Consider the following 24,198-nt stretch of genomic DNA (forward strand, 5'->3'; position numbering starts at 1 on the left):
AAAACATGGCCGCGCTGGGCCTGCCCTCGCCGTCAGGTCTCTTCGGCACTGTGCAGACTGCAACTGCCAACCTCGCCGCCATGCTCAATGCATTCAAGTCCGTCGGCACCGGCGCCACGATGGGAGAAATCATCGGCGCGACAACGGGGCTGGAGGTGTTGAGCGTCGTCGGCGGTATCACTGCGTCGTTCTACATTGGTGCGGTGATCGGTAGCCTGATCGTCGCGGCTGATACAGCGATGGTGTGTACGGACGCGTCGAGTGCGATATGGAACATCCATCGGTGGGGGACGCAGAACGGCATCGCGATACCGGCATCCATGTACACCTTCCTTCGCCGATATCCGGAAGTCGTCATTGATCGGCCAGGTCGCGTCGTGTACGCATTGCGCGCCGCGCGCGCGGCGAGGGCGGCCGCATGAAATGGATGACGGACAAGCTCGCGCTTATCGTGGTCGCGATTGCATGCGCCGCAGGAGCCTGGGCGCTGATGCACTACTCGGGCGATTGGTTCTTCCCCGTGGTGACGCTCGTAGCGGTGTTGTGCTTCTACGTCGATAACCGGCGTCTGCGCGCGCTGCTTCGGCAGCACAACATCGATCCGCGCTCGACGCGCCGCCAGGTCTAGGACGCGGAGGCTTGAAGGGGCGGCGAATCACGGCGAGTCGCGTCGATTGGACTATCGGACCTCGCGGTACATGGCAGGGCCCCCGATCAGGCCGATCGCTGTTGTTTCATCGCGCCCATAGTTGCGTGACTCCTTGCGTACCTCATAGCCGTCTTCATCACGGCGCAGCCGCGCGATGTGTTCTGCAACGGTGGCAACCTCGTCGCGCACCGCGGCCATATCGCGCATCACGAGTTCGCCGGGCAGCGATTTAAGACACTCCATTAGCTTTGCCACGTGGGATTTCCTCTCTAAGCCGGTTGCCGATCCTGTCTATCTTACCTGCCATCTACGCGAGTCAACGCCAGGCATAGGCATCCCTCGGCCAGCGGTCGGCTGGTCTCATTCTCGTGATTGATCAGCGACGCCAATCGGATGGAGACGCCCGTCTAAAAACCCGGCCTATCGGACGCAGAAAAGGCGTCCTAGAATGGCGCCTACTTCCTCATTACCGATTTGCCGATGCCCCTGAAGTGCCTTTCGCCGGACGGGCCGGTGCACGCGTTCGACTTCACGCGTGAGCAGTTCGAGTTACTGCGCCTGAAGCACAAGGCGCAGGGACACCTGTCATTCAAGTGCTGCGACGGGCAGGTCGGCCTGCGGGCATCAGCGGGTGGTATCCAGCACTTCTATCATGTTAAGCGCGGCGGCTGCAGGTACGAGGGAGGGGAGACGCTCGAGCACCTGCGGGCGAAGGAGGTGATCGTTCGCGCTGCGCGCAGGGCAGGCTGGCACGCCGAGACGGAGTTCGAAGACGAACTGGGCCGCTGGCGAGCGGACGTGCTGCTGACCAGGGGGACGGCGAGGCTCGCGTTCGAGGTCCAGTGGAGCGCGCAGACGTGGGCCGATACGCTGATCCGACAGCAGCGATACCGGGACAGCGACGTCCGCGGGTTATGGCTCTTTCGCCGGGCGAGCTACGAGCCGGCGAAGGATACGCCAGCGTTCCAGATCCGCGTGGTAGATGGAGGCAGCGGATTTGATGTCCTCATCTCGCCGCCCAAGGAGAAATGGGTGTACCCTGGCGAGGCCGACGACTGGATGGATCTCTCGGTGTTTGTGCATTGCGCCCTGCACCGGGGACTGAATTTCGGCCAGGGTGCGAGTGCGCGGCGCTTCTCGCTTCGCTATACGGGAGATGCATCGGCCAAGCCCTGCGCATGTGGCGTCGCCGATCTGTTCGTACCGTACGCCTTTTCTGCGACGCCGCTCGACCTCGACGGCCACCGCTCATACACCTGGCATAGGAGCCAACGCTGGCGCTATCCGCCCGCCTGGCTGAATGCGTTCTCCCGTCACTGCAACGCGACCACCAGGAAGCTCAAGCTTGCGTATGCAAGGAAGCTGGACGAGCACCCGCACTATTTCACGTGGCATTGCCCTGATTGCGATGCGGAGGTTTCGAACCTCGACGACCGCTACAGCACCGTCGAGGTAAAGGACACAGAGGTTTCCTCGCTTCCGGCGCCGACGCCTCGGTCTCCCGAGGCGAAGTTTGCCAACCGGTGGTGGATAGACCCGGAAGTGCTGGCGCTCTAGGCAGAGCGGACGATCGATTTCACCTGGCGCGCCGCCGTCCGAAGGAGGCTCATCATGCCCACCCGAATTTGCAATCGCGTCGACCTCGCATTTGAGCAGCTCGAGGCGGCTATCAGGCTGTTCCTCGACGACAAGAGTTACGCCGCGGTGATCACCCTCGCGGGTGCGGCTGAGCGCGTGCTGGGGCAGGCGCTACGACGCGCTGGTAAAGAGGCGTGCCTGGACTGGAGTTTCGGAGAAACCGCTCCGGTCCATCTCGTGCTGCACGGCGAACCGTTGAACAAAAAGGTGTACGCCGACGCGCAGAACCGGGTCAGCAACGCACTTCGCCATTTTGACGCATCAGACTCGCCGGACTTCGAAGCGGACCTCGACGAAGCTGCCTGCTGGATGCTCGTTCGTGCCTGCGAAAACGGGCATCGGCTCGGCCGCGTCGTGCAGGGCTATGACGAGTTCGACGCCTGGTTCATGGAGCATGTCGTTGGGATGTAGTTCGGCACCCCGGCGAGGATCGGCGGCTTGGCGCCGCCGTCCCGTCGCGCGCAATAGCGCTCTGAGAAACGCTGCGCTAGTCCAGCAGCTCGTCGAAGCCGTTGTCCAGTTGCCACTTTGGAGACTGGCACATGGCGAACGTCCGGGCGCACCACTGACCTACATCCGCAAAGTTCAACAACCGGTATTGGTTCTCGCGAAACTCGAACAGGTCCTCGAACCCGAGCCCGGCTCGCAAAGAGATCGCAATCGACTGGCCATCCATCACCAGGGCGCCGGGCGTGAACCAGTGCTGACCATCTGATGTCTGGTCAACGAGCGGTTGGCCCAGCAGGGCGATCGCCCCATCGGGGTATTTCTTTTCGAGCTGGCGAAGGTCATCACTCTCGAAGCCGGTGGGGTTCTCCGCTAAAGCGGCTGGCGCGAGAAGCGGGATGGAAAGATCGAATCGGCGAGAGTGGATGAAAGCAAGAGGCTCGCGGACACGCGCGGCCAGGTTGATGTCGAACAGCGCCCAATCCAGCATCTCTTTGAAGAAGACGATGTATGCGCGGTGTAGGCCCTGCTCGAAGAAAGCGTCTCTCGCTTTGAGGACGGGTTTGATGTCGTCGAGTTCGTTCAGTACCGCGTCGGGTCGTCCCGCCGATGGCTGCCAGCTGGCAATCACGGATAAGGCCTGCTGTTCCTTCAGGATCGGAACCGCGGCACTGAGCCGGACCGCCTGTGCGGTTCGGCGAGCCTCTAACGCGGAGTTGTCGAGATCCTCATCGAGCGGACTGACCGGTCCTTTCGCCGCGTTGGCTGAGAGGCTTCGCCAATGCTCGAAGCCAAGGACTACCGCCGTGATTTCCAGACACTGATTGTGGGGGATATCCCAGAACCCGGGGACGCGGCCGAGACGCTTTGCAGCGCGCCTGGCAAGGGAGATTTCGATCGTTGTACGCATAGTGAGTGAGCCTGTCTTAAGGTTAAATTGGCCGACGAGCCCACTTCGTCGACTATCCGTAAGACGGTCGAACACACACTGGTTGCTGCAAGAACCCTTGCCTGGACTTTGCCGTAATGTGGGCGGCGTGGAGAGGGTAGCTCCAGAGACCATTGTCTGGAAAACGCGCACGAAATGCAAGCGCACGGCAAGACGCAGCGGACAGGTCCTGGCCGGGATTCCCGTGCCGATCCGTCCGCCACGGCGCTCAGGCAGGGCAGCCGGATGTCGGCTGCGAGGAGACGGGCGGCGGGTCGAAGGGAATGCCAGCCTCGTGGAGGCGCGCGAACAGGTCGCCCGTCTCGAAAGCCCAGTTCTCGGTCATGATGTCCTTCAAACCCAGTCCGCCGCTGGCACGACTGGTGTCGAGCTTGCTCCACTCTGTTTCGGTGATCATCACGATGGCGAGGAACGGCCGGATTTCTTTCGCTACGTCTTCAACCGACGCGCCCTCGGCAAGTCGGGCGATGCACCTGTCCCGCAGGAACGCACAAGGCACGACGTGCTCTGGGTGCGTGCCGCCGTTCTTTCCGTACCCCCTCGGAACGTGCGCGGCGGCGATGAAGTACTCGAAGCATCGCGAGTGCGCTCCCTCGCCAGCGAGCCGAGTCTGCTGCAGATACCGCACGAGGCGAACGAAAGAGCGCTGAACAATCGATTCGCGGTCGCTGACGGACTGGAATGACCGCGCCGCCGTGCCGCACAGGATGGCCAGATCGGCGTCAATGGCCTCGTCGAACAGGGCACCGTCGTCGTTCTGTTCCAGCCGCCGCGCCAGCGCGGTCGCCGCCTCGTACAGAGACAATCCCCTCTGCTTGTAGAAGTCACCCAGCACGAGCTTGCGGACGGCCGTATTCGACATCGTCGTGGGGTTGTGAAAAGCGATGGCGCGCGTGTCGCCCGCGGAGCCTTCCTCCCACATTTCCAAGAAAAACCGCGCGGTTTCGAAGATCCGCCTGACGAGGGCAGCGCGCTTGGAGGTTTCTGGCGTCTCGTGGCTTGCGGTCAGCCGGCGCAGGCCGTCATACCTCGGCGTGACAACCTCGAACGCTTCGAGTGCCTCCATCAGCCCCTCCGCCGGACCAAATCCGATGCGCAAGCGCCGCTGAAGAAGGGCAACGGATGGGCTTTGTTCGTCGATAACGATGGCCTTTGCCTGGCTGATCAGATCCCGCGCGGGGCTGCTGGTGCTCATGTCTTGAATCCTCGTGGAGTCGGTTAGAAGGCGCGGGACTGCGCCCCCAACTCTTAACATGCTCGAGGAGCTTGTAACCTTCCCACTGTTACAAATTAGTTGATCGTGGGCGGGCTGCGTCCGCCTTCAGGCTCCGGCATTGAGGCGGAGTCACCAGACGCGCGGGAGAAGGGCGCCCGTCCGATAGAATTGCCATCCCATCCGTCTTTCTCAGCCCGCTTTCGCCATGCCTGAAGTCTCAATGCCCTACGGCCAGCGGGATGACCGCCTTGTGCACGTGAACGACCTCACTGAGGCTGAGCACGGGGCGGCTGCTCGCTGTGTCTGCCCTGGCTGCGGTGAGCCTGTCCTCGCGCGATGGGGCCCGGTCGTTCGGAGACACTTTTCACATGCGGCCAGCAACTGCTCGCCGAACGTGATGAGCCTGGTGCATCGGTTCGCTCAGGAGTTCATCGCAGGGCAATCGCACCTAGACCTCCCGGTGTTTGTCACGACTTTGGCCGCGAGCGTACGCGGCCGCGATTACTCGAAGCAACTGGAGTTGCCGGCGGCGCGCATGCAGATCCATCAGGCGTCGCTGGAAAAGACGTTAGAAGCGCGGTTGCGCCCGGATGTCTGGCTGGTCGCCCATGATGGAGACACCGAAAGCGCCTGCGGGCAGCTCGCGGTCGAAGTAAATTTCCGTCATGCAGTCGACGCGGAGAAGCTCGAGGGTATTGCAACCACCGACTTTTCGTGGATCGAGTTCGATATCTCCGATCTAGATTCTGAATGCGTGAACGCAGCGGAGATGGCGCGGGCCGTCGGGCAACTGGATCGCTGGACGTGGCTGCAAAGACCGGAGAGGAGATCCGCGCAGTTCAATTTCAAACTGGGCATGGAATGGCACGCGAGCGCGTTCGTGCCTGCTCGTCCCAACGCTGTTCCGGTCGTTAAGCCAAAGCCGTTCCGGAAGTTTCAGGACGCCGCGCGGCAGAGCAGCTGGGCCAAATCCATGCTGGCGCGACGCAGGACAGAGACGACGCGCACGGAAGCCGACAACATCGCGTGGTTCGCCGCTCTCTCCGACATCCAGCGCCTCGCTGTGTGTGGTGAGATATCCAGCTTCCCCCTTGAGTGGTTGCCACCACACTTCTATCAGGTCGTCGCTGGACCCAGACCGTCGGGGATCAAAAGCCACGCGTGGACTTGGCAACTCCCCTTATGGTCGAAGTTTGCCCGAAAGGACCGCGGCTTCACTTCGCTGGAGGTGGCGGCCTGGCTATACGCGGTGCTCGGTGACCGGCAGGAGCACAACGAATACGCGTCGACCAACGGCTTTAGCCGGCTCGCGGGCACCGTACACAATTTCCTTGTCAATCTCACCGCCCAGGGGCTGCTTGTGTCCGAACCCACTGTGCGCGCGGCAGACCGGGTCTTCCTCCGCGCGCCCGATGCGGCGGAGAAGCTCGAGGAAGCGATCAAGATGGCCGTAGCCGACGGCCACTGACCAGGCGATACAGCAGGGATATCCGACTTCTCGTGCGGGAGGTCGGCGCGCAACGCGCTGAGTTTGTTGCTGCGCACCGCAATGCCCATCGGAAGCGGTTAGAAGGAGCCGGGAAGCCCCGTGGCTAGTCTCCTGACTCGATGGCCCGTTCGAGATGTGCGGTGGATCCCGGTGGGATCTGTGGCCCCTGAGGCGCGGTCATTACCTGGTCGAGCGTGCGAAGGCAGAATTCGCAATGGCCTTCGCCCCATTTGCGGCCGCTCCAGCGGTGGCGCTCACCAACCGGCTTCCCCGTTTTCGGGCTGCGTCCGCCCAGTGCGCCGCAGGACATCACCCACTGACGTTTCCGGCTCATGCCGTACCCCTTTGGCTGGCGCCATGCGCGGCGGCGCGCGTGGCGATATCCAGTGCAAGCGCAACGATCCGCTCGTCGAGTTGCGGCTTGCCACCGGTCGACGTCAACGGGACGTCGTGCTCGCCGGCTACGACAACCACGAGCTCGCGATCGATCGGCCCGACCTGTGCAGTGCTGGCAAACGACATGGAGGCGTCGATCGACTCGGTCATGTCGTCGACGATACGCTGGAGCGCGACGGACAGGTCACCCATCGAGTGCGCATACGTTGCTGTCACGATCTGGTCGCGCCAGCTCCGGACGGCGTGTGTACGGGCGCTGCGCGTGTCGGCGTATAGCGGGAGGGTGGGATAGCTTTTCGGGCGATCGCCTTTCTCGAGCGATTCGACGGTGTTGGCCCATAGTGGGCCGGTGCGCGGATGGACGGGCACGTGCGCGATCGGCTCTGTCATTGGCACGCCGCCAGCCGCTATCCCGATGGCCGACGCCGTGTTCAGGTCTGCTCGGCAGGCAACCTCGATATCGGTCAGCGCGGCGAGTTCGTGATCGATGAAGCCCTGATCGGATTCGTCACCGGCGCGCGCGGACTTGATCAGCGCGCGAAACGAGTCGATGTGCGCGCTGACCATCTCCGCCAGCGAAGCATGATCGCCATACAGCGTCGCGCGCGGCTGAAGGATCATCGAGAGAATCTGGGACGACTCGAGCACGAGCCGATAGGTGCAGTCCGCCCGGTGTCCGGTGGCTTCTGCGCCGGGATTGCCGCACGTGCACGGCGTCCCGGCGAGCGCCGCGTTGAGCACGGCATTGGCGTGATCATGGGTAAGCGTCCACGCCGGCGCGCCGCGTGGAGCTGGATTGGTTGGATCCTGCATGAAGACCTCGCTAGTGAAAAGGGGATTTCCGTTCCCGGACAATCTAGCCCCCAGTCCGCGCAAGGCAAATCGCCGTGCCTTTGAGATAATCATCTCACCGGCAATCTTCGCGTCCAATGAACACAGTGCAGCATTTTCCCTTGAAACCTGTCGATGGCGAAGGCCTGGAAACAATGACCTTTGACACTTCGCTTGGGGCGCTTCGATCGTCTGCGTTCAACCACGGCGAGTTCGAGCTTCGTGCAGCCGAATCGATAAATGATGTCGTGCGGCTCGAACGCGTATCCGACGGATTCGGGGTCTACGTCATCTACGGTCAGTGCGAAGGAGAACGCGAAGTCCTTTACATCGGCAAGGCAGGCACGATTTGTCAGGACGGTACAGTCAAGATGCAGGGTATTCGGAGTCGCCTGACGATGAAGCAGGATGGCGTGTACCGGCGGGAGTATTTCCAGAGCGTCATCCGCGATCGGGGATTGGATGCGTTACTTTTTGAGTGGTTTGAAACCTACGCGGGGGGCAAGGGCCACACGCCTTTCCTGTCCGAGGCGATCCTTCTCGACTCGTTTCTCCAGTCCACCGGGTCGCTTCCCGTCTTGAATAAGGCGGCATGATTCCGCTCCGATACCGTCGCGCCGTTTTTGACGGAGCGTCGGAGCGTCAAGAAAAAACCAAACAGCCAATGTCCAGATCCGATGATGCAACATCATGTAGGTGACGAGATCTCGTGGCGATCGGCGACATCACGGTGTCGTTTACGATGCTTGAATCTGTCGTCCAGTCTCTGGTTCATACGCTACTCGGGCTGAAGGCGACTAAAGGGCAAGCGGTAACCGCCGAACTGTCATTCAAGAATCTACGCGCCCTCGCCGCCAGCCTCTATATTGAACGGCATGGCGCCGGGCCGAAGACTGTCGATTTTGCAAAGCTGATCCAACGGATACGGAGCGTCGAAGAGCAGCGAAACCAGATCACGCATTCCGTCTGGGCGGGCAACGACGCCGGCCAGATAGTGCGAATCAAGACCACCGCGAAGGAAGGGCGGGGAGTTGAGATGAAGCATCACGAGGTGACCGTATCGGATCTCACGAAGATCTCAACGGAAATAAAGCGGCTCGCATCGGAAGTCCAGTCGATACGCCTGCGCCTGGCTGCAACGCCGACGCAGATCGAACAATAGAACCCGGTAGCACGCGCGGACCAGAGTGCGCATGCGACCTGAACAGGGCTCCGGCCGATGAAACTCTCGCCTTACACACTCACGAAACTTGCCGACATCGTCTGCGGCAATCTGCCGGGCTGGCCTTATCGTCGGGGCACCGATCTTGTCGACTTCTTCAACCAGTACGGCTTTCGCGACGTCTATGAGTCGGGCTTCCCGAGCCGGGCTACGTTCGCGAAAGACAAGTTGACGGAGCTTTCGGGGAAGCCGGCGATGACGGATATGCTGTGCGCGGTAGCGGATCCGCGTCACTGGTTTGACATGAACACGGTAGAGGGTACGCCGACGCACGACGAGTGCGTTGCGAAGCTCAACGAGCTGCTCGCCTTTGATAACGTCCAGCTTGTGCGGGAGCGCAACGGCTACCGCATCCGTAGCCTCGACGGCACAGTGATTGAGGCGGAATCGATTCCCGGAGATCTCCCTGAGCCGTCGGCGGAGTCGATCGATGCGCAGATCCGCAAGTGTCGCGCGAAGCTCGAAGTCGGCGATTTCGACGGCGCGATCACCAACGCGCGGGCGCTCATTGAGCACCTGCTTCTGGCAATCGAACATGATCTGGCGACCGAGCCACCACCTCCGTTTGATGGCGACCTGGGGCGTCTGTTTAACCGTGTGCGTGCGTTGCTGAACCTCGATCCCGCACGCAAGGACATATCCGACGCACTTCGGCAGGTCATAACAGGGCTGGCGTCCATCATCCAGGGACTCGCTACGATGCGCAACAAGATGTCCGATAGCCACGGCACATCTTATAAGCCAGCGCGCCACCACGCGAAGCTCGCCGTCAACTGCGCGATGACGCTCGCCGATTTCCTGTTCGAGACGAAGGCGTATCAGCAGGCCAGGGGGTTCATCGCCACCGGCAAGCCGGCCGACACGAACAACGGCAACAAAGAGACGCAATGACCATGTCCGCTACCGACGCCCCGCGCACGCTGCGGGTCGCTGAAGCTATCGCCCTGCGACGGGCAATGCTCGTCGAGCCACACATCGCCCCGTTGGCGGCCTACGTCGAGGGCCTGCGCGCCAAGCATCCGGACTGGGAGTTCCAGGACTTTGACCCGCTTGACGGCGGCGTCGAAGCAGACCTGCTATTCCTGCTGGAAAAGCCTGGCCCGATGACATCTACGACGGGCAAGCGAAAGGGCTCCGGCTTTATTTCGCGGAACAACGACGATCCCACGGCGCAGGCCACCTTCGAGTTCATGATCGAAGCCGGCATCGCACGCAAACGCACGGTTCTCTGGAACGTGATCCCGGGATGGAACGCCACGATCAAAACGACCAATCTGGAAGTCCGTCGCGGAATCGAAGAATTGAAGAATCTGCTGATGCTGCTGCCGAAGGTTCGCACGGTGGTACTGGTTGGGCGCGAGGCGCAGCGCGCGTTACCACTCCTGGCGGCCATGAACCTCCGGGTATTCACGTCGGCGCATCCGGGCGGTCAGGTCTATCGCTTCAACCCGGAACAGTGGAAAGCGATCCCCGAGCAGTGGAGGGTTGCAGGGCTCGCGTGAACGAGCCACCGGCAGGCGATACGTTGTGGCCTAACTGCTCAAGTCACCCTCTCACAAGGGGCGCGCCGGGCGCAGCGCGGGGCGCGTCTGACAACCAAAGTGTGCGATAGCGCACATGGGGCAGTTTCTCATGCTTGATACCTTCTCCGACTGTCGGCGCCGTTCCCGCGCCGCCTTGGACCCTTTCCGGAGAAGCCAACATGTCAATTGCAGACGTACTGGAGCCAGTTGAAGTACTTGCCGGGTTTGACTCGTTTGTGGGGTCGGCGCGCACGGGTAGGGCTTTAGACGGAGGATCGCTCTCCGCGGGGCAGTCGAGCGGGGTGCAATTCTATGTGTGCGAAAACTCCGAGAAGCTGATGCAATCTCTCGATATCGAGCAGTCTGCGTCCGCTCAGTTCGGGCCGATCGGCGGGGCTGATGAGAAAGTCTCTCTTTATCACAGTCTGAACGTTACAACGTTCAGCATCTCAATTGTCTTGCGAGCGTGGCGCGGCCAGAAGGAACAAGCAACTCCGACCGGATTTCTGGACGGACTGTGTCCAACGTCGGGATCTGATGCAGATGACGATGCCCTCGACAAATTTGCCCGCGTCTACGGTGACAGATATATTGCTTCGATTACGAAAGGATCTGAGTTTGTTGCCGTTTACACCTTTTACTCCAGAAATTCGATCGAAAAAACGAACTTCTCGGCGAGTTTGTCGGCGAATGGTATTTTCGATGGTGCGACAGTTGACGCGCAACTTCAACAAAAGATCACCAGTTTCCTCTCGACAAATAGAATAGTGCGGAGATACGCCTCTGTCATGAAAGGTGTCGACCTGACGAACGTTACGCCGCCAACCCCAGAGACGCTCATTCCGTTTGCATTGAAATTCTCAACGCTGCCAGCGGAAAACCCCGCAACAATCTCATACGAAACGGATGGCTACGAACATGTAGCCGGGTGCGGTGATATCACCAAGCTCATCAGAAACCGCAACTACTTCCTTGGTGAACACGGCCTTCTTTCGAAGCTGAAGAACCTGCAGGAGTTGCGGTCGCAAATACAGAGGATTCAGGCGGTTCACGAATGCTATGGCGGCTTCGCCGATGAAGCTCTCGTGCGCGCGAGCACACTCGTCGAGGGTGACATCGACAGTTTGCAACAGCAGATCGACATGGCGGAGCAACACCCCACGGTCTATCTGGAACTGCCCAGTTTGCCTTCGTTAGACCTTGGCACGCCAGAGCTTGACTTCGAGATACCGCCGTATAAGACGCTCTGCGGGGGAGTGGGTGGGAATCCTTACACTGACTTTGACCGCGACCAGTCGGTTCCTAATCGCCAAAGGCTTGCCCAGATTGACCTGCACGCGTGGGATTGGGTTGACTCCCTAGTTCTCCAGTACGAGGCTGATGGCGGAGATTTGAGGCAAGTCTTCCATGGGAACTTTAATAACGGGCATCTCTTGGGGGTGCTGCAACTTGGCAAGGGTGAATTCGTCAACCACATATCTGCGATGGACGGCGGACCCCACGGATGTGTCAGATATGTGCAAATTGGATCCTCGGGGGGGAATGTCATTAAGGGAGGAACCGGGAATAACCCACTGCATGAATGGCAGGCTGAGGCCGGAGAAATGCTTATCGGATTCACTGGCCGCAGTGGTGAAGCAATCGATCAGATCGGCGTTGTAACCGTCAAGATGAAAGAGTGCATCTGGCATAGGTAGATCTGATGCCGGCTTGGGATTTGCACGAGGACGCTGCCAATACAATGCCAGCGTGAGCCTTCGCCCGAAAAGAGTGGAGGCTCGCCCGCTCGAACCTATCGTACAGGGAAACAGTCGCGGGCGAGATCGGCGGCTGGTCCATCGAGCAAGCCACCGTCGTCCACTCACCGGGCGCGAACCGGCGGTCCGGTTCTTTCCCAGCGCCCACGCCTGGAGCGCGACTGAATTTTTTCTCCATAGTGCCGATACGAGGGGGAGTGGTCGCTCCAGACCACGTAACCGGCGCGCCGCGCGCCGCCGCGCCGGGCCGGACGCCCGCTCGAGCACATTCATGAACACCCAGACTTTTTTTTCGCCCGGCACTGCCAGTACACACGGCGCGGACGAGTACAAGACGCTTTCACTCACGCAGGGCGAGTTGGCCTTACTGAAGGTCGGGGGGGCGGACGACAACCCGGACGGAGCAAGCCACATTTCGCGCGATGATGCGGCCGCATCGAAGAAGTGAGGCTGTGAAGGGTTGCGGCGCAGTGACAGGTGCGGCACCAGGCGGAAGCTCACGCGTGCATGTCGTTGTGACTACCATTCGCGCGCGTGCGTTCTAGGGGAATCAATGGCTAAAAGTAGCAAAGAGTCGCGTCGCGACAAACTCCTGTCGGCAATGACGCCGGAGGTGCTCGGCAGGGCACGCGATATCGCGGTCGACGTTGATGGTTTTGACGGCTCGGACGGTCCGACAACCGTGCGTCTGAATCGCGGGAATGTGGCGTTTAGCGATGCGCTCGCGAGCGAGTGGAATGTGTCGCGCGCGCGGATCATAGAGTTGTGCATCGAGTTCACCCGGCAGTCTGTCACCCGCAGCTAGCACATCCGTACAGCTTTCCCCGATGCCCGGCGACGCACAATGCGTCGTGGTCGATGCGTCCTGCGCCGGCCACCTTAAGCGGTTTCAAATCAAGGAAAATGGAATGACGCTGTTTAGCAAGCCCTCGTTCGTTCTCGTCATGGCCGCATTAGCGATGTCCTCCGGAGCCGCATATGCCTTCGACGCCGCCGAGCCAGCGGCTGCCGCGCTCGCACGGCTTGAGAGCATCGACTGCGCAACCCAGCCGGACGAATGCCGGTATTACGCGGCGGTGGAGACGCTTTCCTTTGCGGATGCTTGTCCGGTGGCCTTTGAACGGAAATTCGGAGAGCAGGACGAAAAATCAGTCGCGAAGATCAAGTCGTGGATCGACGCGTGGACCGCACTGCGGCCGCAAGCGTTGCGCACCGCAGCCCTTGACCCGAAAAACAAGCTGCGTCTATATCTGGACGGGAAGTCCGCCGACTACCTGTCCACTTTGCCGTCTGACGAGCTCGGCATCGAATGCAGTCGAATCGCCGTCATCAAGGACGGGAAAGCGCCGGAAGAGCAGAGTGGGCTGCTCCGCGAGACGCTCAACTATGAGGCGTGGCTTTCCAGGCGGCTGGGTGCATCAACGAATGCGGAGTGAAAGCTATCGCCGTCGCGTGGAGGTGCCTCTACGTGTGACAGTGGCCCGTCCGCCGCCGCGCTTTGCCAATCCTTCGCTGTTCGGTTGGCAGCCGCGGTCGGTCTTAGCGGGTCTCGGACCGCCCCATAACCTGGGCGACAAAATAATGTCTTGTCCCAGGCAGACTGAAAATTCCGCTCGAGCTGCCGATAACAGACTCTATTGGCGCGCGATGGCAGCGCCTGCTGGCCGCTCTGCCGTCTCTTGGCCAACTTGGCTGATTCAAGAGGACAATGTTTATGGAAGAACAGGGGCGATATGATGACGGTACCGGCCGGTGAACTGGTACTGCTGCGCAAAATATTGCCGTTCTCGGCGGTCGGATGGGCCGTCGCGGCGGTTATGTACTTCAGCGGACTGACGCCGCTGCAAGGGCCTCTCGGCCTCGCGACCCTCCAGATCTTGCGAACCCTCACCTACGTTGGGGGATTTGGTCTCGCGCTAGCCGTAGTTTGTGTCGCGATTTTTAGGCCACCGCGCGTGAAGCTGGTGAGGAGGTGGGTGTGGGTGACCATCGCCAACGCGGTGGTCGCCGCCTGTATCGCTGTCGCCTTCATCTCGTTTTTTACGGGAAGGTAGCGCCGTTCTTCCCATCCGGACTTGAGCCGGGGGTTTTCATCAAAATACAAAACGAAACATCATGCGAACTATCAGTCCAGATCCAGCGACAAACGCCCTTGCTCATCAACTGGCCCAGCGTGTTGCGCCAGTTGTGCGCGTGGACAAACTGTCCGATGGCGAAAGAACGGCGCTTTTTCTTTTCGCGAGCACGCTTCCCCCCAACGCAAAATTCAAAGATCTGGTCGAGGCGAGCGCTGTCGATGCGGCGATCAAGGCGGGCATCAACTCCGACAGCGTCGAACATTTCAACCCCGTGCGTGAGGCTTTGAAGCGCGCGGGCGATCGCGCCAATTTTCCGCTGTTTGAACTGTTTCTGTCCGATCCCCGCCATCTTGCCGCGCCGGGCGACGGCTCGACCCACATGGAAACGAAGTGCTCGCAGTGTGATAGCCGATTGACGTGGCCGGCGACATCGTGGCGCGACATCAAGAACCGGCCACATACCTGCGACGCAGGCCACGTCTTCGCTTTTCGTCGTGGAACCTTCGTTCGCAAAAGCAAGTGACTGCAGCAACGCCGGGAACTGGACAGGACGGGAAAATGGCGATCTTCGTCCCCGTGTGGTTTGGCGTCGCAGCGATGTGCGGGAAAAAGGCCGTCGCGAAATCCTATGGCGCGCGATGCTGTTAATCGCACGGGTATTTGTCTGGGCGAGTTCGGAGCCGTGGCTGGCCTTGAGTGGTTCGTCCAGACGCGCCAGCCTGCCGCCGCTGGATGATCGGAGCCACGCAACCAAGCAGGTGATCTGCCGCTCCTTGCCGCGATCCGTTGTCACGGCCGAAGGCTAGCGCTCCCGCAGCTACGGACACCTTTGAGGGGCCTCAGGCCGGAAAATTTGACGACGACGCTGAATAATCTGTTTTCCCTGCCGATAAGGGCTGGCATGGAGGTCACGCGGACCTCACGGGTGGTTTGGCGATTTCCCATCGGCTCTTCCGACCTCGCCGGTTCAGTGTGAGGAGGGGTCGCCCGCCCTTGAAAACCATGAAATGCGAGAAGATCGATCGATGAGCGATAAAAAGCGATACGTTGTGCGCAATGCCGAGAGCGCCTCGGTTCTTGAGACGGACGCCCGGTTCTCCGCCTGGTGGGCGTGGTTCAGCCAGCGCAAGCTCGGCTTCACCCTTGAGGCGGCCGAACCGCCCTTCACGAAGGGCCAGCAGCTTCTGCTCCAGATTGGGATCTTTCTGGCGGTCGTCGCTGGCGCTATTGCGGGGCTGATCTTCCTCGCGTGGGCGATCCCGGACGTGATCTCGGATTTCAGGGCAGATATGCAGACGCCTTCACTCCATGCCGCGTTTCAGCGCAACGACGACTTTTTCTCGGGCATGGGCGGTACTGTCCTCATCGCGGCCGTTCCTGTGGTAATCCTGTTCATGACGATCCGGTCGGCACTCCGATCGCAAAATGGTTGATCTTGCCGTCTCCCGATGGATTCCTACAAGGATAGGCTGCTCGTCGCGCGGACCGTCAGATACGCGACCGCCATGGTTGGCACAACGGTGTTTGTGTTCGCCATACTGGGCGTGATCGACATGGCTCTCGTACTGACGGGGCACTTGGGGCTGTGTGCGACGTCGTTGGGACAGCGCGCCGCCGCAGGGGGTGCGGTAGGGCTGGTAGTCCTCTCGGGCGTCGCCTGGCGCAAGCCGAAGATGCTCGGTGACGCGAGGCGGGCGTCGCAAATCGCGTCTTCGGCCATTGACCGCGCGCGCGGACAGGGCCGGCAACGCCCCTCAGAGCCGGCGGACAGGGCCAGCAAGGGCAAGATTCGCTAGTCACTGACGTCCAAAAGTTAGTGAACCGGAAAACAGCAATGGCGAGGAAATCTGCTTACTACGGGAAGCGCGCCACGGTGGATCAGATGACCGAAGCGCGAATGCTTTGTGGCAAAGACCTAGTCCTGGTCGCGAAGCTGGACAACCTCATGAACAAGGGGCCGAATGAACGGATCATGTTCAAGTTTATCGACCACTTGCGCGATCCGAATCGTCACGAAGGTCGATTCGCAGTCGCACCCCACACACGGCGCTGAGGCATTGGGGACAACGGAAAGCGGATATGAGTGAAAGTTGGCGTGAGAGAGACGAGCGCGAGTCGCGGGAGTTCTACAACGATGAGCAGCACCGCCGGTCAACAGAACGAAGGGAACGGTCGCGTGGTCGGAGCGGATCAGGGGTTTTGCTTCTATTGAAGCTCTGCGTCGTTCTGGCCGCTGCCGGTCCGATCGTCATGCTGATTGCACGCGCATTCCACTTCGCAACGCACGGATCACATATTCATTGACTGCGCGCCAATAAGGTCCATTGGGGGAAGGAGCCAACCAAAATGACAAGTACCTGCGAAATCGGAATCGATCAATTGCTCGCTGAGCGCGACAGGCTCAATGAGCGAATCACGCGACGCTTGGCCGATTTGCAAAAGCCCGACATTGAATGGCAAAAACGGAATCAGTTGCAGGTACTGCAGGCGTGCCTGCCAGACCAAGTCAGGGATTTTTTCCGCCATCTGAGGATGCACAGCCTCGCAGTGGTATTTCACGACGGCCATCTGGAGAATGGTCCGGTTGGTCGATCCGTCGACGAAGCGGTTCGCGAAGCGGTGACGACGGCCTTCGATGCGAAACACGGGTTCTCGGATGAATTTCGTGCTGACATGGTGCACGCGCTGCTTGACATCGGTATTGTCGATGCGTCAGAAGGATTCGACCGGTTCAAGGACGGTGCGCGTGCTCGTGGTGTGCATGTGTAGAGATGAATCTGCCTGATCAGCCTGTGCTCTTGCACATTGAGGCCGCAAAAGGTGGGCGGCGCAGTCACAGGGCCGCGTCGTATGATTTCGGTACTGGAACTACAACTGATTTCGGGGGAAAGGAAAAATGCCAGCGGTGAAGACAACACCGAAGAGAATCACTGACACCTGCTTGCCACATGTCGTTCTTGGCTTGCTGCTCGTGATCGGACTGTTCATGGGGCTGCGGGCTTTCGCACGCTGGGAAGTCAACCATAGTATCGATTGGCGCGAGAAAGCCATCCGCACTGGCCAGGTCAAGGATGAATCAACGGTGGTGCTGAGTACGCTCGTGGATTCGCAGGGGGTTCATTGGGTCTACTACAAGCTCGGCCACAGCGACTATGCGCAATTTATGCGAGCTGCGGGAATTGGTTGCCGTTTCTATGCGGGCGGCTCGGCGTACTCCTTTGAAAAGTTGAAGACGACCGATCCAATTCGCTTTGATGCGTTCCCGGCCGGATCCACCATCGTCGGGGAATGTGATCCCACGGTCCTTACTGATCACTTCGATCTCGCTCGCGCGCAACAGTGACTGGCCCCGGTTGCAGGCCGGGTTAGCGAACAACAAAAGGACAAAAGATGCCGCCCAATTTTGAGGACGTCGTTTTCACAGCAGTGCAGATTTCAGGCGCATTAGCGCTCATCTCCGTCCTCCTTGTCTTGCGCGAGCGCATGCGGACACCCAAAGAAACGTTTTTCCTGAACGAGTATGAAGTGGACGCGGACGGAGATCTTGCTGACGGCGCGTGGATCCGGGTTCGAAGGACTTCCGGAAACCACAGGTGGGGTCGAAAGATGGTGAAGATCATCGATAACAAAGTGGTTTTTCTCTGACGCTTCTATTGAAAGACAATCAGATCATGAAAATTCTCGCTATCGCAACGCTCGTAGCATCTTGTGTCCTTTCAACATCGGTTGGCGCGCAGACACTGTCTCATGCAGATCAGTTCGATATTAAGACCGCGGCTGAATACGCTGTAAAAAAAGCGACGATGAAAGCCGGCGAACCGGTCGCAACGCAGGGTGGCTATATCGTGCCGGTTACGGTCGCGGGCACGAAGTGCAAAGTATTTGTCCACCCGTACAAAGCGAAGTCTGACTTTGCTCCGCCGATGCGGTGGGATTCCGACCCGGCTGTGTGTGACAAGTAACCTTCGCACGACGTCCGATTCTTGTAGGTCACGCGGAGCGGCAAAAAATGCAGGCCGAACGAACCGGAATATGAAGCACACAATTCCGCCGGGGAAAAAATGAGAACCGATTTGAAGCACCTGGTCGCGGTCGCGTCCATAGGTCTGGCGATATCTGCACACGCGGCGGGGACCATCCAGTCGACGGGTACGGTCACCGATGTTTTCACCGGCAATAGTGCGGGTTGGCAGTTTGAAGTCAGCAAAGACCGCCACGAGATCTCGTACGCGCCGCGCGAACAATTCGTCACCGCCACTAATCTTCTGGTGATGACGGATGAAGGTGTGCTCGCATACGACATCTCGAAGAACGGGGCGGTGACACAGAACAACGACAGGCGGCTGCTGGCAGATAGCGGCGTGCTGGAGGTGACCCCGGTGCGTGTGGTCGTGCTCGAGTTCCCGTCGGCAGTCCGCAAGGTGGAATGGACGCGATCGCTTGCGACGCTGGTTCACGTGGTCATCAAGGGAAATTATCTGGCGGCGAAGTACGCCGCACCAGTGGATAGCGCGCTTGTGACGCGAATGTCAAAGCTGGGGCCACGCCGGCTCACCGTGACGACAGACGCGGGCACGTACACGTTCGATGTCGCTTCAGGGTCGGCCGGCGCGCCCATCTACAAGGTCAAAGGTCAGACCGACAACAAGTAACGGGGGAAGTTATGAACACGGCAGCCATCTGCGCGGTGTCACTTACGATCATGGGCCTGTGCCTCGCCGTAGGCGGGGTCACCCGCGCGCGTCCCGGACAGGCGTGGGTCTGGTATGTCTGTGGTGTCGTGTTGATTGCACTGGGCGTGTTCTACTGGTACCCCTCGTCGTCGACGCCAAAGCCGGGAGCGCCGTGCACATCAGCGCAGAATCTGGCTGCGGCTCCAGATGGGCGGGTGCTAGCCTGCGCCCAGGACAATTACTCGAAACAGAATTGAACGGGTGTAGCAAATGGTCCGGTAAGCTTCCAAAACCGGACTTGGGAACTGTTCTGGCTAGCGGAGGTGTGATCCTTCACGGCTGACTGTCGAGCCGCCAAAGCGGCGTTCCGTCGCCCTGCGCCACGCGCGGGCGTTCCTCGAACCCCAGTCCCAACAGGAAAGCACGCAAGGCGCTCTCGTCTTTGAACGGGAGGAAGTACTGCGTCCCGACGGTCCAACCAGGCTGATACGTCTCCACTACCGGAAGCCGCCCATCCATCGACATCCGGCCGAACCGGAAGAGGCAACCGGGCACAGCACGCTTGCCGACTTCGTCATTCATGCGGATCAGCCAGCCGTCGACCGGCTCACGGACAATCTTCGCCATCACGACTCCCAGATAAAGAAAGCGCTCCCTCTGTTCGCGCCATTCAGTATAGGCGAGGGAGCGCTTCGTCCCGCTCTGTGGCGGCAAAAGCCGATCGACAGGGTCACCCGCAGGTGTGGAGCACCCCAGCACCACACTCATCGACATTCAACACGCGGGCGCGCCGCCCGGGTCCTGATTCTCCGACGCGCGTGTGTCGCGGTCTTCGAACGGGAATCGCTCGCCAGGATGGAACTCCTTGTAGCCATCCACCTCGCGTCGCAAGACGAGCTCGTAGGGCGTTCCGCGGTCGGCAAACCTGCAATAGAGGTGAGGCTCCGGGTAATACTCGTCTCCCTCTTCATCGACCTCAAAAATGTTCCGAAATGGGATGCGGCCAATGGTGAACGCCTTCACCACATCGTATCGTGTGTTCGCGAATGCTTCTTTGAGATCGATGCTCCCATCAATCCCGTTGGCGCCGTACCGGACCTCAGCCCATGCGCCGTCACCCCGATCGACGATGATGTGCTCGATGTTGAGGTACACCTCGATGCCAGCGTGGTAGTGGCCGGCAAATTCAACGCGAAACCACGGGCTGATGCCGCGGCCCCCGGTTGTATCGCTTTCAGGATACAGGTCGTCGTCGATTGAATGAATGACGATTTTAGGTTTGTAGTCGTGCGGGAAAATGCGGGCCATCTTGCGCTTCATGGCGAGTCTGCGCCGCAGGTCGTCCTCGCGCTTACGCTCCTGTCGCGCAAGCGACACGCCAAAATAACTGAAAAGCAGATCCGGGTGCTCGGCGTACAGCATCGCCTCCAGTTTGGACGCCGTCCACAGGATCGCTGTCTGGATTCCCGCGTCGGCGGCGGCCTTCTCATACGCGGTACGCGTGGCCAGGGACACGTCGCATCCGACGATGAGGAGCATCACGTCGGGGGGCACGGTAGCTTTGCCGACGGCCTCGTGGACGGCCGCTTTTGCATCGGCAGCGGCAAACGTCGCGTAGCGCTTGCACTGGACGTACCAGTCGCGCAGCGAGTTGTCCAATGCCGCCTCGATTGCCCGGATGTCGACTCCGCCGTCAGCTCCCGTGCGGCCGTCGTGGTGGATGTCCTGCCATTGGCGAAGGCGATAGACGAGCGCGAGCGAGAGATCCTCAAAGCGGCCTGCGCTGAGGTCTTCGAAATGAAGCTTGTTGATCGTTCTTGTCGGTCTGGTCATTCAATCACCGTGTTTGCTGTTTTCGTCTGCGTTCGTGCCGCGGGCATCCGTAGCCTTGAAGTCCGCCAGGCTGACGGTTCCCGTTAAAGTATCGCAAACGGGTGCCGAAAGATCATATGGGCAAGCTGACCAGCGTGGCCGGCGGCTGCCCTCTGCACTTCACGACCCCGGTGTGCGCCACACCGGCGCCGTCACCGGGCGGCGAAGGTGTGAACCAAAAAATCATCGAAATATGAGCCGATACTTCACTGCGATATGCGTGGCAATTTCCCTGGCCGGCTGTTCGAGCTTTCACAGTTCCATCACAAAGCAGCAGGCCGATCTGCGGGCAGCGTCAACCGAGCTGGTGGGCACCTATGAGTTGGTTGACAGCCCTCTGAACGATCGCCAGTTCACGACGATCGTCGCCGCAAGGTCTCTCTCCTCGGACGGCCTTGACGTCACGTTGACAGGCCCTTCCTCGAGAACGCTGGTCCTGAATGGCAAGACGTGCAGCGCCTGGCTAACGGACGATCGGACTGAGGCCTCCGTCAAGTGCGATGCGCCTGCAGTCGGAATCGATCACTTCATCCTTCAGCAGGCCCAGAACTTCGGCACGGTCAAAGACTCCCGCGGGAACGTTCCCGTCGAAAAATATCTCATGCAATACGTCGACACACGGGGCGAGACGCACTACTACCTGTTAACCCGACATCCCGCTCTTTAACCTCCACCCGCGGGCGTTTGAGAGCACACAAAAAAGGCGCGAGCGGCGCGGAGGTGACGGCATGCATCAGGCGACGTTCGAGCCGTCACTTGGTCTCCGCGCGCAGTTCCAGTACGCGAGCCAGCGTCTGTGACTGGATCTCCTGGTCGATATTCTTGAACTTCTCGTGCATCGCTGTGCGGGCGGCGCGGTCGACGTCCGGGTCATCGTCGTTCGGTTGATGATAGTGCGCGCGCGCACGGGCGTGAAAGAGCAGGTTCGAGTCGCGAAGGAAGGCGTCCCGGTCACTTGCGCATGCGGTCACGACGGCGACGGAGATATCAGCCGGTTCAGCTGTCCGGTAATGCCGGCGGGCGTACTGGTCCACGCACCCCGATAGCGCAGCCTTTGAGTGGTCGGCGGCGATCTGATAGGTTGCCGCATCCTCGTTGGCCTGCTTGACCCGGGCGGCGTTACGCGCGGCACAGCCGCACAGCATCACGACCAGCACCAGGCATAGAAGCTTCTTCACTGAGTTTCTCCTCCGAGAGTGTTTCGATCGTTCTTCGAACAGGGGCGTCGCCGATTGTCGCGAATCCTCGGGCAACAGTCCATTGCTCCTTGTGCGTTCGGCGCGTATCCGTTGTGCATCGCACCGGTGTCGTGGCGAAAAAGCCAGAAATTTGCTGCCGCGACTGAAATTCCCGCCGTTCCCGCCGATACAGGCCTTGAGACCGGGTCGTCACGTTGCGCCCGCATCTGGCGTGTGAGCGCCCCGACTGCCGGCCGGCTGCCGGAAGGCTAACGAACAGGAACTTAGGCCCATGATCCGGAAAGTGCTGCCCGCGATGCTCGCGGCGATGTCGCTTGCTGCCACCGCGCAAGCCAGTCAGACCCTGTCGGCGCCGAGCGAAATCAAGCTTGTCTTCGCCGGCAACACAAAAGAGTGGAACTTCGTGCTCAGTCACGACAAGCGTGAAGTGACGCTCGAGCTGGCTGCCAGGCACGCTGCGGCGACGGACATCGTTCTCGTCACGGATACCGGTGTCGTCGCGTACGACATCGCCAGCAATGGCACCGTCACCCCGAACGCGGATCGCCGTATCCTTCGCGACGGGGAAGTGGTCGAACTGGACCGGACGAATGCAGTCGTGCTCGAGTTGCCGGAACCCGTCGTCGGCGTCGAGTTTTCGAAGCCGTTCGCCCTTGCGGCGCAGACGGCGGTCAGGGGCAGGTACATCGGGCTCAAGTACATTGCGCGCGATGAACGCGGCCTGACGCAATTCTTCGCTGGGAAAGGTCCGCAAAGAATGACCGTCAAGACAGAGAAGGGCTCCTATACCTTCACCCTGACGATGGGCACGGGCGGCGCGCCGGTCTACAAGGTCGCAGCGCAACAGTAACAATCGCAGCCGCGCGTTGCGTGCGCGCGATTGCTCTCTCTGCTGATGCCCGTGCGAGCCGCGTAACAGCGGGCTGGGCTCGTCGGGCGATCAAGGATCACCAAACGTAGGGTAACCACGGGATTAGCGACGTGAACAAACTGGCTTTGCTCTTCGCGCTGTTGGGCGCGGCAGGTCTGGCACATGGGGAAGAACGCTGCTGGTGGAAGGCCGTTCAGGTGCCTGTCGTTGAGGTCAATGACATGCATCAGCAGATGGATTTGCCGGAGATGGCGGGAACCTGTGTCAATGGCAAGTGCGAATCGCACGTCGTCAGCATCCAGCATTTCGAAACCGAACCGGATTTCGAGGTCGTTGTCATGTACCGGGGCGAGACCCTGTCGTTCCGCTCACCCGTCGAACCCACGGGATCGACGGTTCGTGTCAACGTGCAGCAGTGCGGGAAAAAACGCACACCCCAAAGCGTCAAGCCGTCCACCTGAGATAAAGACATGAAGACCCTCGCTTTGTTTGTCGCACTAGCCGGTGTCCCGGTCTGGGCGGAGGCGGCGGCTCCCAGCCCAGACGCTCTCCTGATTGCGCCTTCGTCGTTTCAGCCGGACGGGACGTACATGGTGGTCCGGTCGGGCGATACGACTGTCATCGCGTACTACTCAGACCCGAACGACTGTGACCGCTTCAAGATCCAGTTGAAGGGCGAGTGCATCGGCGGCGCGGAGGCAATGAAGCGCTACCCGGATCGAAAGCGGTAGGCTCATTGGCCGCGAGGTTGACTTTTGCGCGGCCAGTCTGCACCCAGCACGTCCAACAAAGACCAAGATGAAGAAAATCCTTTTCGTTACAACTCTCGTGGTTTCTGGCATTGGCAGCGCCCACGCAGCGCCGCCGTCAACCTTCAACGCGACCAACTACTTCACCTGCGCGGCACACAGCCTGAACGATGTCGAAATCGCGAAGAAGGCAGACCGCGAGGGGCAATCAGCTGAGACATTCCTCAACGAGTACTACCATCAGCCCCGCGCTATCGACGTAAAGCTCACAAGGCTCGCTTCGGATGCGATCGGGATGGGCTTCCTGAAGACGGCCGGGGCCGAAGAGCGCCTTCGAGGCTTCCTGACGGGCGTCTGTTTCGAATCAGGCATCGACATCGAGCCGTCCGCACTGAAGAATGCTCCGTGATAATCAACCACTACAGGAACGGATGATGGAACAGAACGACCGCCCAGTGCTGATGACTCTCAGTGAAATCGCCAGTCTTTGCCTGATCGTGGCGTCAGGAATTTGTGCGGGAATTGGGACGTCGAGCTTCTGGATCGGAGCGAGTGTGGTGTTGGGCCTCAAGGCGATCTACCAACCCCCGCGATGATCGCTCGACGCCGGCGTGGACGTTTCCATAGACCGGGAGCGGC

The 24,198-nt window shown here is 60.3% G+C and carries 35 protein-coding genes; 28 read left to right on the forward strand and 7 right to left on the reverse strand.

Going from position 1 to position 24,198, the window contains the following annotated elements; translation table 11 throughout:
* The first annotated feature begins 5 nt into the window (after positions 1-5).
* Complete coding sequence (locus tag G3O01_RS10035; RefSeq protein WP_241023817.1) at positions 6-422, forward strand: hypothetical protein; 417 nt, start codon at positions 6-8, stop codon at positions 420-422.
* A complete protein-coding gene (locus G3O01_RS10040) occupies positions 419-628 on the forward strand; it encodes a hypothetical protein (protein ID WP_205804466.1) in 210 nt (69 codons plus the stop codon). The genes G3O01_RS10035 and G3O01_RS10040 overlap by 4 nt, the downstream gene beginning before the upstream one ends.
* A gap of 51 nt (positions 629-679) precedes the next feature.
* Here G3O01_RS10040 and G3O01_RS10045 read toward each other — a convergent pair whose 3' ends face one another.
* Entirely contained in the window at positions 680-904 is a 225-nt protein-coding gene (locus G3O01_RS10045; protein WP_205804467.1) for a hypothetical protein, read from the reverse strand.
* A 225-nt stretch (positions 905-1,129) separates the two neighbouring features.
* Here G3O01_RS10045 and G3O01_RS10050 point away from each other — a divergent pair, with 225 nt between their 5' ends.
* Together G3O01_RS10050 and G3O01_RS10055 are read left to right on the forward strand one after the other, a co-directional pair.
* On the forward strand, positions 1,130-2,206 hold the full coding sequence (locus G3O01_RS10050; protein WP_205804468.1) for a hypothetical protein: 1,077 nt from the start codon (positions 1,130-1,132) through the stop codon (positions 2,204-2,206).
* A 54-nt stretch (positions 2,207-2,260) separates the two neighbouring features.
* Positions 2,261-2,698, forward strand: a complete 438-nt coding sequence (locus G3O01_RS10055; protein WP_205804469.1) for a hypothetical protein — start codon at positions 2,261-2,263, stop codon at positions 2,696-2,698.
* Between the two features lie 76 nt (positions 2,699-2,774).
* On the opposite strand, the gene G3O01_RS10060 is transcribed toward G3O01_RS10055, so the two are convergent.
* Both G3O01_RS10060 and G3O01_RS10065 read right to left on the reverse strand, forming a co-directional pair.
* Positions 2,775-3,644 (reverse strand): hypothetical protein, encoded by an 870-nt coding sequence (locus G3O01_RS10060; RefSeq protein ID WP_205804470.1) that lies wholly within the window; start codon positions 3,642-3,644, stop codon positions 2,775-2,777.
* A 247-nt stretch (positions 3,645-3,891) separates the two neighbouring features.
* Positions 3,892-4,878, reverse strand: coding sequence for a DNA translocase FtsK (locus G3O01_RS10065; protein WP_205804471.1), 987 nt, complete (start codon positions 4,876-4,878; stop codon positions 3,892-3,894).
* A gap of 418 nt (positions 4,879-5,296) precedes the next feature.
* On the opposite strand from G3O01_RS10065, the gene G3O01_RS10070 reads away from it, so the two are divergent.
* Entirely contained in the window at positions 5,297-6,367 is a 1,071-nt protein-coding gene (locus G3O01_RS10070) for a hypothetical protein (RefSeq protein ID WP_205804472.1), read from the forward strand.
* 351 nt (positions 6,368-6,718) lie between these two features.
* On the opposite strand, the gene G3O01_RS10075 is transcribed toward G3O01_RS10070, so the two are convergent.
* Entirely contained in the window at positions 6,719-7,597 is an 879-nt protein-coding gene (locus tag G3O01_RS10075) for a hypothetical protein (RefSeq protein WP_205804473.1), read from the reverse strand.
* Positions 7,598-7,737: 140 nt separating this feature from the next.
* Here G3O01_RS10075 and G3O01_RS10080 point away from each other — a divergent pair, with 140 nt between their 5' ends.
* The 18 genes from G3O01_RS10080 to G3O01_RS10165 all read left to right on the forward strand — a co-directional run bounded on the left by G3O01_RS10080 (position 7,738) and on the right by G3O01_RS10165 (position 18,847).
* On the forward strand, positions 7,738-8,211 hold the full coding sequence (locus G3O01_RS10080; protein WP_205804474.1) for a hypothetical protein: 474 nt from the start codon (positions 7,738-7,740) through the stop codon (positions 8,209-8,211).
* Positions 8,212-8,324: 113 nt separating this feature from the next.
* Positions 8,325-8,777 carry a hypothetical protein gene (locus G3O01_RS10085; RefSeq protein WP_205804475.1) on the forward strand — a complete coding sequence of 151 codons (453 nt, stop codon included), beginning with the start codon at positions 8,325-8,327 and terminating at the stop codon, positions 8,775-8,777.
* Between the two features lie 57 nt (positions 8,778-8,834).
* Positions 8,835-9,728, forward strand: a complete 894-nt coding sequence (locus G3O01_RS10090) for an abortive infection family protein (RefSeq protein WP_205804476.1) — start codon at positions 8,835-8,837, stop codon at positions 9,726-9,728.
* Complete coding sequence (locus tag G3O01_RS10095; RefSeq protein ID WP_205804477.1) at positions 9,725-10,339, forward strand: uracil-DNA glycosylase; 615 nt, start codon at positions 9,725-9,727, stop codon at positions 10,337-10,339. Before G3O01_RS10090 ends, G3O01_RS10095 begins: the two co-directional genes overlap by 4 nt.
* 200 nt (positions 10,340-10,539) lie before the next feature.
* Positions 10,540-12,057: a jacalin-like lectin gene (locus tag G3O01_RS10100; protein ID WP_205804478.1), complete on the forward strand. Its 1,518-nt coding sequence runs from the start codon at positions 10,540-10,542 to the stop codon at positions 12,055-12,057.
* A gap of 331 nt (positions 12,058-12,388) precedes the next feature.
* A complete protein-coding gene (locus tag G3O01_RS10105; protein WP_205804479.1) occupies positions 12,389-12,565 on the forward strand; it encodes a hypothetical protein in 177 nt (58 codons plus the stop codon).
* A 105-nt stretch (positions 12,566-12,670) separates the two neighbouring features.
* Positions 12,671-12,922, forward strand: a complete 252-nt coding sequence (locus G3O01_RS10110) for a hypothetical protein (protein ID WP_205804480.1) — start codon at positions 12,671-12,673, stop codon at positions 12,920-12,922.
* 103 nt (positions 12,923-13,025) lie between these two features.
* On the forward strand, positions 13,026-13,553 hold the full coding sequence (locus tag G3O01_RS10115) for a hypothetical protein (protein WP_205804481.1): 528 nt from the start codon (positions 13,026-13,028) through the stop codon (positions 13,551-13,553).
* 297 nt (positions 13,554-13,850) lie between these two features.
* Positions 13,851-14,171: a hypothetical protein gene (locus tag G3O01_RS10120; protein ID WP_205804482.1), complete on the forward strand. Its 321-nt coding sequence runs from the start codon at positions 13,851-13,853 to the stop codon at positions 14,169-14,171.
* Between the two features lie 61 nt (positions 14,172-14,232).
* Positions 14,233-14,718 (forward strand): hypothetical protein, encoded by a 486-nt coding sequence (locus G3O01_RS10125; protein WP_205804483.1) that lies wholly within the window; start codon positions 14,233-14,235, stop codon positions 14,716-14,718.
* Between the two features lie 502 nt (positions 14,719-15,220).
* Entirely contained in the window at positions 15,221-15,628 is a 408-nt protein-coding gene (locus tag G3O01_RS10130) for a hypothetical protein (RefSeq protein ID WP_205804484.1), read from the forward strand.
* Between the two features lie 15 nt (positions 15,629-15,643).
* The gene (locus G3O01_RS10135) at positions 15,644-15,991 is read left to right on the forward strand and encodes a hypothetical protein (protein WP_205804485.1); all 348 of its coding nucleotides are present in this window, start codon (positions 15,644-15,646) and stop codon (positions 15,989-15,991) included.
* A gap of 38 nt (positions 15,992-16,029) precedes the next feature.
* The gene (locus G3O01_RS10140) at positions 16,030-16,248 is read left to right on the forward strand and encodes a hypothetical protein (protein ID WP_205804486.1); all 219 of its coding nucleotides are present in this window, start codon (positions 16,030-16,032) and stop codon (positions 16,246-16,248) included.
* A 293-nt stretch (positions 16,249-16,541) separates the two neighbouring features.
* Positions 16,542-16,964, forward strand: a complete 423-nt coding sequence (locus G3O01_RS10145) for a hypothetical protein (RefSeq protein ID WP_205804487.1) — start codon at positions 16,542-16,544, stop codon at positions 16,962-16,964.
* A 127-nt stretch (positions 16,965-17,091) separates the two neighbouring features.
* The gene (locus G3O01_RS10150) at positions 17,092-17,538 is read left to right on the forward strand and encodes a hypothetical protein (RefSeq protein WP_205804488.1); all 447 of its coding nucleotides are present in this window, start codon (positions 17,092-17,094) and stop codon (positions 17,536-17,538) included.
* A 47-nt stretch (positions 17,539-17,585) separates the two neighbouring features.
* A complete protein-coding gene (locus tag G3O01_RS10155; protein ID WP_205804489.1) occupies positions 17,586-17,840 on the forward strand; it encodes a hypothetical protein in 255 nt (84 codons plus the stop codon).
* 26 nt (positions 17,841-17,866) lie between these two features.
* Positions 17,867-18,157, forward strand: a complete 291-nt coding sequence (locus G3O01_RS10160; protein ID WP_205804490.1) for a hypothetical protein — start codon at positions 17,867-17,869, stop codon at positions 18,155-18,157.
* Between the two features lie 111 nt (positions 18,158-18,268).
* Positions 18,269-18,847: a hypothetical protein gene (locus G3O01_RS10165; protein ID WP_205804491.1), complete on the forward strand. Its 579-nt coding sequence runs from the start codon at positions 18,269-18,271 to the stop codon at positions 18,845-18,847.
* A gap of 354 nt (positions 18,848-19,201) precedes the next feature.
* On the opposite strand, the gene G3O01_RS10170 is transcribed toward G3O01_RS10165, so the two are convergent.
* Both G3O01_RS10170 and G3O01_RS10175 read right to left on the reverse strand, forming a co-directional pair.
* Positions 19,202-19,636 carry a hypothetical protein gene (locus tag G3O01_RS10170; protein ID WP_241023820.1) on the reverse strand — a complete coding sequence of 145 codons (435 nt, stop codon included), beginning with the start codon at positions 19,634-19,636 and terminating at the stop codon, positions 19,202-19,204.
* A gap of 6 nt (positions 19,637-19,642) precedes the next feature.
* Entirely contained in the window at positions 19,643-20,701 is a 1,059-nt protein-coding gene (locus G3O01_RS10175; RefSeq protein WP_205804492.1) for a restriction endonuclease, read from the reverse strand.
* Positions 20,702-20,960: 259 nt separating this feature from the next.
* Here G3O01_RS10175 and G3O01_RS10180 point away from each other — a divergent pair, with 259 nt between their 5' ends.
* Positions 20,961-21,407: a hypothetical protein gene (locus G3O01_RS10180; protein ID WP_205804493.1), complete on the forward strand. Its 447-nt coding sequence runs from the start codon at positions 20,961-20,963 to the stop codon at positions 21,405-21,407.
* A gap of 85 nt (positions 21,408-21,492) precedes the next feature.
* Here G3O01_RS10180 and G3O01_RS10185 read toward each other — a convergent pair whose 3' ends face one another.
* On the reverse strand, positions 21,493-21,918 hold the full coding sequence (locus G3O01_RS10185) for a hypothetical protein (protein ID WP_205804494.1): 426 nt from the start codon (positions 21,916-21,918) through the stop codon (positions 21,493-21,495).
* 292 nt (positions 21,919-22,210) lie between these two features.
* Here G3O01_RS10185 and G3O01_RS10190 point away from each other — a divergent pair, with 292 nt between their 5' ends.
* The 4 genes from G3O01_RS10190 (at position 22,211) to G3O01_RS10205 (ending at position 23,968) form a co-directional block, all read left to right on the forward strand.
* Positions 22,211-22,789, forward strand: a complete 579-nt coding sequence (locus tag G3O01_RS10190) for a hypothetical protein (protein WP_205804495.1) — start codon at positions 22,211-22,213, stop codon at positions 22,787-22,789.
* Between the two features lie 131 nt (positions 22,790-22,920).
* On the forward strand, positions 22,921-23,271 hold the full coding sequence (locus tag G3O01_RS10195; protein WP_205804496.1) for a hypothetical protein: 351 nt from the start codon (positions 22,921-22,923) through the stop codon (positions 23,269-23,271).
* A 9-nt stretch (positions 23,272-23,280) separates the two neighbouring features.
* A complete protein-coding gene (locus tag G3O01_RS10200; protein ID WP_205804497.1) occupies positions 23,281-23,541 on the forward strand; it encodes a hypothetical protein in 261 nt (86 codons plus the stop codon).
* A 67-nt stretch (positions 23,542-23,608) separates the two neighbouring features.
* Positions 23,609-23,968 carry a hypothetical protein gene (locus G3O01_RS10205; RefSeq protein WP_205804498.1) on the forward strand — a complete coding sequence of 120 codons (360 nt, stop codon included), beginning with the start codon at positions 23,609-23,611 and terminating at the stop codon, positions 23,966-23,968.
* Positions 23,969-24,198 lie beyond the last annotated feature (230 nt).

The sequence above is a fragment of the Burkholderia sp. Ac-20365 genome (genome assembly GCF_017104715.1).
In the GTDB taxonomy this organism is placed as follows: Bacteria; Pseudomonadota; Gammaproteobacteria; order Burkholderiales; family Burkholderiaceae; genus Paraburkholderia.

Excerpts from the sequence above, each read along its gene's own strand:
- G3O01_RS10035 (WP_241023817.1), top strand. The coding sequence starts at position 6 with ATGGCCGCGCTGGGCCTGCCCTCGCCGTCAGGTCTCTTCGGCACTGTG.
- G3O01_RS10040 (WP_205804466.1), top strand. The coding sequence starts at position 419 with ATGAAATGGATGACGGACAAGCTCGCGCTTATCGTGGTCGCGATTGCA.
- G3O01_RS10050 (WP_205804468.1), top strand. The coding sequence starts at position 1,130 with ATGCCCCTGAAGTGCCTTTCGCCGGACGGGCCGGTGCACGCGTTCGAC.
- G3O01_RS10055 (WP_205804469.1), top strand. The coding sequence starts at position 2,261 with ATGCCCACCCGAATTTGCAATCGCGTCGACCTCGCATTTGAGCAGCTC.
- G3O01_RS10060 (WP_205804470.1), bottom strand. The coding sequence starts at position 3,644 with ATGCGTACAACGATCGAAATCTCCCTTGCCAGGCGCGCTGCAAAGCGT.
- G3O01_RS10065 (WP_205804471.1), bottom strand. The coding sequence starts at position 4,878 with ATGAGCACCAGCAGCCCCGCGCGGGATCTGATCAGCCAGGCAAAGGCC.
- G3O01_RS10070 (WP_205804472.1), top strand. The coding sequence starts at position 5,297 with ATGAGCCTGGTGCATCGGTTCGCTCAGGAGTTCATCGCAGGGCAATCG.
- G3O01_RS10075 (WP_205804473.1), bottom strand. The coding sequence starts at position 7,597 with ATGCAGGATCCAACCAATCCAGCTCCACGCGGCGCGCCGGCGTGGACG.
- G3O01_RS10090 (WP_205804476.1), top strand. The coding sequence starts at position 8,835 with ATGAAACTCTCGCCTTACACACTCACGAAACTTGCCGACATCGTCTGC.
- G3O01_RS10095 (WP_205804477.1), top strand. The coding sequence starts at position 9,725 with ATGACCATGTCCGCTACCGACGCCCCGCGCACGCTGCGGGTCGCTGAA.
- G3O01_RS10100 (WP_205804478.1), top strand. The coding sequence starts at position 10,540 with ATGTCAATTGCAGACGTACTGGAGCCAGTTGAAGTACTTGCCGGGTTT.
- G3O01_RS10105 (WP_205804479.1), top strand. The coding sequence starts at position 12,389 with ATGAACACCCAGACTTTTTTTTCGCCCGGCACTGCCAGTACACACGGC.
- G3O01_RS10110 (WP_205804480.1), top strand. The coding sequence starts at position 12,671 with ATGGCTAAAAGTAGCAAAGAGTCGCGTCGCGACAAACTCCTGTCGGCA.
- G3O01_RS10115 (WP_205804481.1), top strand. The coding sequence starts at position 13,026 with ATGACGCTGTTTAGCAAGCCCTCGTTCGTTCTCGTCATGGCCGCATTA.
- G3O01_RS10120 (WP_205804482.1), top strand. The coding sequence starts at position 13,851 with ATGATGACGGTACCGGCCGGTGAACTGGTACTGCTGCGCAAAATATTG.
- G3O01_RS10125 (WP_205804483.1), top strand. The coding sequence starts at position 14,233 with ATGCGAACTATCAGTCCAGATCCAGCGACAAACGCCCTTGCTCATCAA.
- G3O01_RS10130 (WP_205804484.1), top strand. The coding sequence starts at position 15,221 with ATGAGCGATAAAAAGCGATACGTTGTGCGCAATGCCGAGAGCGCCTCG.
- G3O01_RS10135 (WP_205804485.1), top strand. The coding sequence starts at position 15,644 with ATGGATTCCTACAAGGATAGGCTGCTCGTCGCGCGGACCGTCAGATAC.
- G3O01_RS10140 (WP_205804486.1), top strand. The coding sequence starts at position 16,030 with ATGGCGAGGAAATCTGCTTACTACGGGAAGCGCGCCACGGTGGATCAG.
- G3O01_RS10145 (WP_205804487.1), top strand. The coding sequence starts at position 16,542 with ATGACAAGTACCTGCGAAATCGGAATCGATCAATTGCTCGCTGAGCGC.
- G3O01_RS10150 (WP_205804488.1), top strand. The coding sequence starts at position 17,092 with ATGCCAGCGGTGAAGACAACACCGAAGAGAATCACTGACACCTGCTTG.
- G3O01_RS10155 (WP_205804489.1), top strand. The coding sequence starts at position 17,586 with ATGCCGCCCAATTTTGAGGACGTCGTTTTCACAGCAGTGCAGATTTCA.
- G3O01_RS10160 (WP_205804490.1), top strand. The coding sequence starts at position 17,867 with ATGAAAATTCTCGCTATCGCAACGCTCGTAGCATCTTGTGTCCTTTCA.
- G3O01_RS10170 (WP_241023820.1), bottom strand. The coding sequence starts at position 19,636 with ATGAGTGTGGTGCTGGGGTGCTCCACACCTGCGGGTGACCCTGTCGAT.
- G3O01_RS10175 (WP_205804492.1), bottom strand. The coding sequence starts at position 20,701 with ATGACCAGACCGACAAGAACGATCAACAAGCTTCATTTCGAAGACCTC.
- G3O01_RS10190 (WP_205804495.1), top strand. The coding sequence starts at position 22,211 with ATGATCCGGAAAGTGCTGCCCGCGATGCTCGCGGCGATGTCGCTTGCT.
- G3O01_RS10200 (WP_205804497.1), top strand. The coding sequence starts at position 23,281 with ATGAAGACCCTCGCTTTGTTTGTCGCACTAGCCGGTGTCCCGGTCTGG.
- G3O01_RS10205 (WP_205804498.1), top strand. The coding sequence starts at position 23,609 with ATGAAGAAAATCCTTTTCGTTACAACTCTCGTGGTTTCTGGCATTGGC.